Source organism: Kribbella sp., assembly GCF_035655035.1.
GTDB lineage: Bacteria > Actinomycetota > Actinomycetes > Propionibacteriales > Kribbellaceae > Kribbella.
Map to the genome: position 1 here is coordinate 1 of NZ_DASRVN010000704.1, position 7515 is coordinate 7515.

Annotated in this window: 7 protein-coding genes; 3 read left to right on the forward strand and 4 right to left on the reverse strand. The window is 71.3% G+C overall.

The features are described from left to right. The coding region (locus VFF46_RS36600) for a DNA repair ATPase (protein WP_325041852.1) at nucleotides 1-2127 on the forward strand (2127 nt) is incomplete at its 5' end. On the opposite strand, the gene fdhD is transcribed toward VFF46_RS36600, so the two are convergent. Then, nucleotides 2111-2944, reverse strand: coding sequence for a formate dehydrogenase accessory sulfurtransferase FdhD (gene fdhD / locus VFF46_RS36605; RefSeq protein WP_325041853.1), 834 nt, complete (start codon nucleotides 2942-2944; stop codon nucleotides 2111-2113). The genes VFF46_RS36600 and fdhD overlap by 17 nt on opposite strands. Then, nucleotides 2941-3921: a phosphotransferase family protein gene (locus tag VFF46_RS36610; protein WP_325041854.1), complete on the reverse strand. Its 981-nt coding sequence runs from the start codon at nucleotides 3919-3921 to the stop codon at nucleotides 2941-2943. The genes fdhD and VFF46_RS36610 overlap by 4 nt, the downstream gene beginning before the upstream one ends. A gap of 55 nt (nucleotides 3922-3976) precedes the next feature. On the opposite strand from VFF46_RS36610, the gene VFF46_RS36615 reads away from it, so the two are divergent. Further along, nucleotides 3977-4609, forward strand: coding sequence for a trimeric intracellular cation channel family protein (locus tag VFF46_RS36615; RefSeq protein ID WP_325041855.1), 633 nt, complete (start codon nucleotides 3977-3979; stop codon nucleotides 4607-4609). On the opposite strand, the gene VFF46_RS36620 is transcribed toward VFF46_RS36615, so the two are convergent. Both VFF46_RS36620 and VFF46_RS36625 read right to left on the reverse strand, forming a co-directional pair. Next, nucleotides 4592-5296, reverse strand: coding sequence for a MerR family transcriptional regulator (locus tag VFF46_RS36620; RefSeq protein ID WP_325041856.1), 705 nt, complete (start codon nucleotides 5294-5296; stop codon nucleotides 4592-4594). The two genes, VFF46_RS36615 and VFF46_RS36620, sit on opposite strands and share 18 nt — an antisense overlap. Nucleotides 5297-5343: 47 nt before the next feature. Next, entirely contained in the window at nucleotides 5344-6519 is a 1176-nt protein-coding gene (locus VFF46_RS36625; RefSeq protein ID WP_325041857.1) for an MFS transporter, read from the reverse strand. Nucleotides 6520-6591: 72 nt separating this feature from the next. On the opposite strand from VFF46_RS36625, the gene VFF46_RS36630 reads away from it, so the two are divergent. Then, a partial coding sequence (locus VFF46_RS36630; protein WP_325041858.1) for a ferrochelatase occupies nucleotides 6592-7515 on the forward strand: 924 nt, incomplete at its 3' end.

Genomic DNA, 7515 nt, shown 5'->3' on the forward strand with positions numbered 1-7515 from the left:
TTGCAGGCGATGGACGAGGTGCAGTCGGACATTCGCCGCGCCGAACGGCTGAACCTCGACCTCGACGACGTGTCGAGCCGGCTGGCCGACCACCTGGCCGGCGTCGAGGCGCTGCGGATCCGCAAGCAGGCGACCGACGAGATCCTGCTCCGCCGTGACTCGGTCAGGTCCCGCGCCGAGACCGCCCGGGCCCGGCTGGAGAACCACACCCGCACCCGGCTGGAGCGCGAGCGGCTGCTCGACGAGGTCGAGCGGTTCACCAAGTTCGACGCCGAGCACGCCGCCCGCCGGGCCGACGCGGAGCTGGTCGCGAAGACCGCCGCCGAGCTGGTGCAGGCCGCCGAGGCCGCGCTCGCGGAGGTCGTGGAGCTCAAGGACGTACGGCGTACCGAGGTCCAGGCGGCCGAGCGCCGGGTCTCGGAGCTGATGGACCGGGCCGAGCTGGACCGGCTGCTCGGGCAGCAGACCGAGCTGGTCGACGTCCGCGCGCGGATCGCCGCGGCCGGCACGATCCTGGACCGGATCAAGGTCGACGACGCGCTGGTGGCCGCGCTCGAGGACGCCCGGGCGGCGGTCGTCGAGGCCCGCGCCGCGCTCGCGGCCGGCGTCCCCGAGGTGACCGTACGGCGGCTCGGCCCCGACCCGGTCGAGCTGTCCGGGACCGGCCTGGAGGGCGACGTACCGGCGGACCTCGGCTTCGACGAATCGGCCGAGCTGCTGGTGTCCGGCGAGCTGGTGGTCGGCGTACCGGGACAGGTCGAGGTGACCGTCCGGGCCGGTGGCGAGGCGGCAACGCTGCGCTCGCGGGTCGACGACGCCGTACGGCGGGAGAAGGACCTGCTGAAGAAGGCCGGCGTCAAGGACGTCGCGGCCGCGCGGGAGCTGCTGCGGAAGGCGGACACGGCCGCGGCCGAGCTGCACGAGGCGCGCCGGACCGAAAAGGCGCTGACCTCCGGCGGGGATCCGGGGGAGCGGATCGCCTTGCTGACCGCGCGGCTCGGTGTCGGCGAGGCCGACGAGTCCGGTGCGTCCGAGAGCGGTGGAAAGCAGCCGGCGGTGGAGGGCGTGCCGGGGCAGATGTCGCTGTTCGAGGAGTTCGCGTCACCGCACGACACGCTGTTCGACGACTTCGAGGTGCCCGAGCCGGAGCCGGACGACCTCGCCGGTGCGCAGCGTGCGTTGGAGGCCGCCCGGGACAGCTTGGGTGAGTCGGAGCGGCTGCTGGCGGATGCGGAGTTCGCCGCGGCGCAGGCGCGGAAAGCGGCGGACGAGGACCGGTCGGAGGCGCAGAACGCACGCGCCCGTTCGGAGCTGGCCGCGGAACGTCTGGCCGCCGCGCTCGAGTCCCTCGAGTCGGCCCGCGCGATCCTCGACGACGAGGCGGTCGGTACTGCGGAAGCGGAGGCGACGGCCGAGGTCGAGGCAGTCCTGGAGGAGCTGACCGCAGTCCAGGAGCAGGCGGACGCGGCCGGCGCCGACCAGGTCGCCGACGAGCTGGCCGCGGCACTCGATGTCGCGAAGCGCCTGCAGGACGAGCGCGACCGGCTGCGGGATGCCCTGCGTACGACGGAAGGCCGGCTGGAGCAGTCCGGCCGCGACGGGCTGGCGACGCGGCGTGACATGGCCGAGCTGGAGCTGGCCGCCGTACGCACCGAGTACGAGAGCCTGCAACGCCGGGCCGATGCGGCGCTCCGCGTGTACGAGACCCTGAGCCGGCACCGGGCCGCCGCGCAGACGAAGTACTCCGAACCGTTGCAGAGCCGGATCGAGGCGTTGGGGCGGAGCGTGTACGGGCCGTCGTTCCGGGTCTGGCTGGACGACGACCTGGCCGTCGCGGAGCGCGAGCTGGACGGCGTACGGCTGCACGTCGAGGCCCTGTCGACGGGCGCTCAGGAACAGCTGGCGATCATCACCCGGCTGGCGATCAGCCACCTGGTCAGCACCGGCGAGGGCAGCGTGCCGGTGATCTTCGACGACGCGCTCGGCTGGTCCGACAAGGCCCGGCTGCGCGACATGGGCGCGCTGCTCGGCCGGGCCGGCGACCACGGCCAGGTGATCATCCTGACCTGCATGCCGGACCGCTACGAGTACGTCCCGAAGGCGACGTTCATCACGCTGGACGGATGATCCGCTCCGGCGCCGAGTAGACGACGCACCGCTCGCCGCGGGCGAAGCCGGCCAGCGTGATGCCGAACTGGCGGGCCAGGTCGACGGCCAGGCTGGACGGGGCGCCGACCGCGACGATCATGCCGAGGCCGGCCGCGACCGCCTTCTGGACGATCTCGTACCCGGCGCGGCCGCTGACCGCGAGCACCAGGCCCTTGCGGCTGTGCTGGTTCAGGACGGTCCAGCCGACCACCTTGTCGACGGCGTTGTGCCGGCCGATGTCCTCCTTCACCACGACCTTGCGGCCGTCAGTGGTGAATAGACCCGCCGCGTGCAGCCCGCCGGTCCGGCTGAACATCGGCTGCGCGTCCCGGAGCAGGTCGGGCAGCCGCCGTACGACGTCCAGCGGCACCTCGACCGGGTCGACCGGGTCGTACTGGCGTTCCGCGAGCTCGTCCAGGCTCTGCTGACCGCACACCCCGCAGGCGGCCGACGTGACGCCGTACCGCTGCGGTGGTTCGCGGTCCGGTGGACCGTCGAAGCTGACCGTGACCGTGTTGAACTGCTGCTCCCGGGTCAGCGTGACATCGGTGCAGTAGGCAACGGTCCGGATCGCGTCCGGACGGACCGCGAACCCCTCGCCGAGGCAGAACCCGGCGGCCAGTTCGAAGTCGGAGCCCGGCGTCCGCATCGTGACCACCAGCGGCTCGGGCGGGCGACCCGGCCATTCCAGCCGCAGCTCCAGCGGCTCCTCGGTGCTGACGACGTCCTCACGCCGCGACGTACGGTCGCCGTCGAGCACTTCGACCTTGAACCTGCTGGTGGGCGCCTTGGTCATACGTCTACGGTATGCCACCGACGCCGGACGGCCAGCCAGTCGAGGAACGTCCACGCGGACAGCCGCTGGTGCTCGCGGAGCGCCGGGGTGCAGCCGGGCGGCGGCGGGGCGTGGAGGTTCTTCATCATGTACGCCGCGATCGCCGCGATCAGGCAGTCCAGGTGGTCGTCCGGTACGCCGGCCGTGAGCGGGCTGCGGGCGAGGGCCGCGAACGTGTCGATGCCCTGGTACTGCGCGCCCGGCAGGAGCCCGACCCAGTCCACCCAGCGCGGGCCGAGTGTCAGCCAGTTCCAGTCGAGCGTCCAGCAGACGCCCTTGCCGTCGATGAGCAGGTTGTCCGGTCGCAGGTCCGAGTGCGTGGCGGTATCACCGACCAACGCCTCCGGTACGAGCTGCAGCAGTTCGCTCAGCTCCGGCAAGATCCCCGGCACCCACGCCTGCAAACCGCTGGGCATCTCCAGCTCACCCGCCAGGATCCGCGCCGGTACCACCACGTCATCCTCGACGAGCACCGCGAACGGATCGAGCTCACCCAGCGGACTCGGCCGCATCGCAGCCGCTGTCCGCTCACAAGCCGCAGTCACCAACTCGAAGTCCCCGACCGTCCAGGGCGCACCAGGCATCCGCCCCTCCACCCACTCAGAAACAACCGCAAACCACTGTCCGCCGGCAGCGGTGGTGATGATTGCGGGGGCTTGAATGATGGGAGGGAGTTGGGGGACGACCTCCGCCTCGCGTTGGTACGCCTGGTAGGCGTGCTGGCCTTCGGGGGCCGCCTTGATGAAGACGTGGCGGCCGTCGGCGAGTTCGGCGCGGGCGGCGAAGCCGCCGGTGAAGCCGGAGGTGACGGGGGTGGAGACCGCGGTGATCCGGGTGCCGAGCGCATCGGCGAGGGACTCCTGGAGGGCAGCCGGGAGCGTGTCCCAGCCAGGGCGGGCGGAGGTGGCGGAGTAGTCGACGTCGGGGGCGCGGCTCATGTCCACAAACGATAGAAGGGCGGGAACCGCGGCGCTCGTGGTTTAGCGTGCGCCTGTGAGTGGATCCGTGGTGCTGCAGGTGCTCGACCTGGTCGGGATCTTCGTGTTCGGGATCACCGGCGCGCTGGTCGGCGTACGCAAGAAGCTGGACGTGTTCGGCATCCAGGTACTGGCGCTTGTCACCGGGCTCGGCGGCGGCTTCATCCGGGACGTCCTGATCGGCCAGACCCCGCCCGCCGCCCTCCGGGACTGGCGGTACCTCGTCGTCCCGATCGTGGCCGGACTGCTGACGTTCTTCCTGCATCCCGGCATCGGCCGCCTGGAACGCCTGGTGAACCTCTTCGACGCCGCCGGCCTCGCGCTCTTCTGCGTGACCGGTGCGTTGAAGGCGATCCAGTTCGGCCTGTCGCCGATCTCGGCCGCGCTCCTCGGCACCCTGTCCGGCATCGGCGGCGGCGTACTCCGGGACGTGCTCAGCGGCCGCGTGCCCGTCGTACTGCGGTCCGAGATCTACGCCACGCCCGCCCTGCTCGGCGCCGGCATCGTGGTGATCGCGTCGGCGCTCGAGTACCACGCTGTGTGGGTGCCGATTGTCGCCGCGCTGACCTGTTTCGCGATCCGGCTGCTCGCGATCCGCCGCGGCTGGAACGCACCGTTGCCCCGCAACCCGTTACCCCGCAATCCGTAACGGTGGCGTCCAGCCGTTGATCACGGCAACCAGCTCGATGTAGCGGTCCCAGCGCGGATCGACGGTCCGGCGCAGCGCGATCAGGCTGCTGCGGTACTCCGGGTCGGCGCGCAGCGGGTGGTCGCCGGCGAGCGCCTGGTACCCGCTCGAGAGCCGGCGGATCGCGGAACGGAAGCTCTCGTCGGTGATCAGCGCGGTGACCTCGAGCCAGGCGGACACCTGCTCGGGGGTGGCGTTCTCCGGGAGCACGGGCGTGAGGTTGCGGTGGATGGCGGGGTCGATGCCCTGCAGCGTCGCCTCGAGGAAATCCGCGATCAGCGCGCGCCGGTCCTGCTCGGACTGCTCGGTCATGAGATGTACGTCCTCCAATGGGTGGTGGGTGAGGACCGTCAGCAGCGCGTGCTGCCGGAGCAGCGTGCGGAGCTGGATCGCGACGGCGTCCGCGTGGGTGGCGGCGACCTCGGCGAGCGAGCGCTCCTGCCGGAGCACCGCGCTGATCGTCGGCAGGTCGAGGTCCAGCGCACGCAGCGTCCGGATCAGCCGCAGCCGCGCGACAGCGGTCTCGTCGAACCTCCGGTGGCCCGCCGACGTCCGCGAGGACGGGAGCAGACCGAGGTCCGAGTAGTGCCGCACGGCCTTCACCGAGACGCCGGCGATCCGGGCGAGCTCGCCGATCGAGTGGTCCATGCCCATCACCCAAACACCTCCCGTAACAGGAGAGGCAAGCCTAGAACCTAGTTGTGGGCGAACCGTTCCTTCGGCCGGGCGAACGTGATCGACACCGCCGCGACGATCGCGCACGCGATGCCGACACCGAACGGCACCCAGTACGCGTTTGACGGACCCCAGACGTCGACCGCGTGCCCGGCGGCCGCGTTGCCCGGCGCGACGCCGAGCAGGATCCCGGTGACGGTCCAGGTGATCGCCTCGGTCAGCCGCTCCGGCGGCACCCACTCCTCGACGCAGGCGGTGACCGCGACCATCGTCGGCGCGATCGTCATCCCGCAGCAGAACAGCACGACGCCGAGCAGCGGGATGCTGTTGACCCAGGGGAGTGGCGACAGCGTGATCGCCAGGGCGATCGTGCCGAGCAGCAGCCGCCGTTCGACCGGGGCGCGCCAGTGCACCGAGCCGTACCAGAGACCGGCCAGCAGACTGCCGAACGCCCAGATCGCCAGTACGACACCGGCCAGCCCGGCCTTGCCCTTCTCGGTCGTGAACGCGACCGTGATCACCTCGGCGCCACCGAGGGTCGCGCCGAGGCCGAGCCCGATCAGGCTGAGCAGCATGATCGACAGCCACGGCAGCGGTGCCTGCTCGGCGCCGTTCGACTTGCCGCGGCCGGGCGGATCGGACGCGCGCAGCATCGCCAGCCAGATGCCGCCGGCCAGCCCCAGTACACCGGCGGCGGACAAGGCGGCGTACGGGCTGGCCTGGGTGGCGAGCGTGGTGACCAGGACCGGGCCGACGATGAAGACGACCTCGTCACCGACCGCCTCGAGCGCGAACGCGGTCTGCAGCGCACGTCCGCGGCCGAGCAGGTGCGTCCAGCGCGCCCGGACGAACGACCCGACCTGAGGACGGGTGCCCCCGGCAACAAAAGACAGGACGTACAGCACCCAGGTGGCGGCACCGGCACGGACGGCGACGAGCAGCCCGGCGAGGCCGACCGTACAGGCGACCGATCCGATCAGGATCAGCCCGCGCTGACCGAACCGGTCGACCAGCCGGCCCTGGATCGGTCCGGTCAGCGCACCGGCGATCACGGCCACACCGGACACCGCGCCGGCCAGGCCGTACGAGCCGCTCTCGCGGGCGATCAGGATGACGATTCCGAGGCCGATCATCGAGATCGGCATCCGCCCGAGGATGCCGGCCGTGAAGAAGGCACCGGCGCCGGGGCGGCGCATGAGATGGATATAAGGCTTGAGCATGAGAGACCGGGAGCAGCTTAGGTCATCCGCGTCTGAGAAGCTTGGAATATGTCGCCAGTTGCACCCCCGTACGACGCCGTCCTGCTGCTGTCCTTCGGTGGGCCCGAGAAGCCCGAGGACGTGCTGCCGTTCCTGCAGAACGTGACCCGCGGCCGCGGGATCCCGGACGAGCGGCTGAAGGAGGTCGGCGAGCACTACTACGCGTTCGGCGGCAAGAGCCCGATCAACGACCAGAACCGGGCCCTGCTGCAGGCGCTGCGGGAGTCGTTCGGCGAGATCGGCCTGGAGCTGCCGATTTACTGGGGCAACCGCAACTGGGCGCCGTACCTGACCGACACGATGCGCGAGATGGCCGCCGACGGTGTCCGCCGGGCCGTGGTGATCGTCACGTCCGCATATCCGTCGTACTCCGGCTGCCGCCAGTACCGGGAGAACCTGGAGGACGCCGCCCGGCAGGTCCCGGACGCGCCGCGGATCGACAAGCTCCGGCACTACGCGAACCACCCCGGCTTCGTCGGAGCCTTCGTGGAGTCGACCGCCGCGGCGTTGGAGCGGCTGCCCGAGGGTAGTGCGATCGCGTACGTGACGCACTCGATCCCGACCGCGATGAACGCCACCAGCGGCCCGGACGGTAATGGGTACCTCGACTGGCACAACGACGTCGCCGCTTCGATCACCGCTGAGCTGGAGCGCCGGACCGGACAGCCTCGGCGTACGGACCTGGTCTACTGCTCGCGATCCGGCCCGCCGCAGGTGCCGTGGCTGGAGCCGGACGTGAACGACCACCTCGAGGTGCTCGCGTCCGAGGGGCAGCCGGGCGTGGCCGTCGTGCCGATCGGGTTCGTCAGCGACCACATGGAGGTCATCTACGACCTCGACACCGAGGCCGCGAAGACCGCCGCGAAGCTCGGTCTGCCGATGGCGCGGGCCGCGACCCCGGGGACCGACGAGAAGTTCGTCACGATGCTCCGC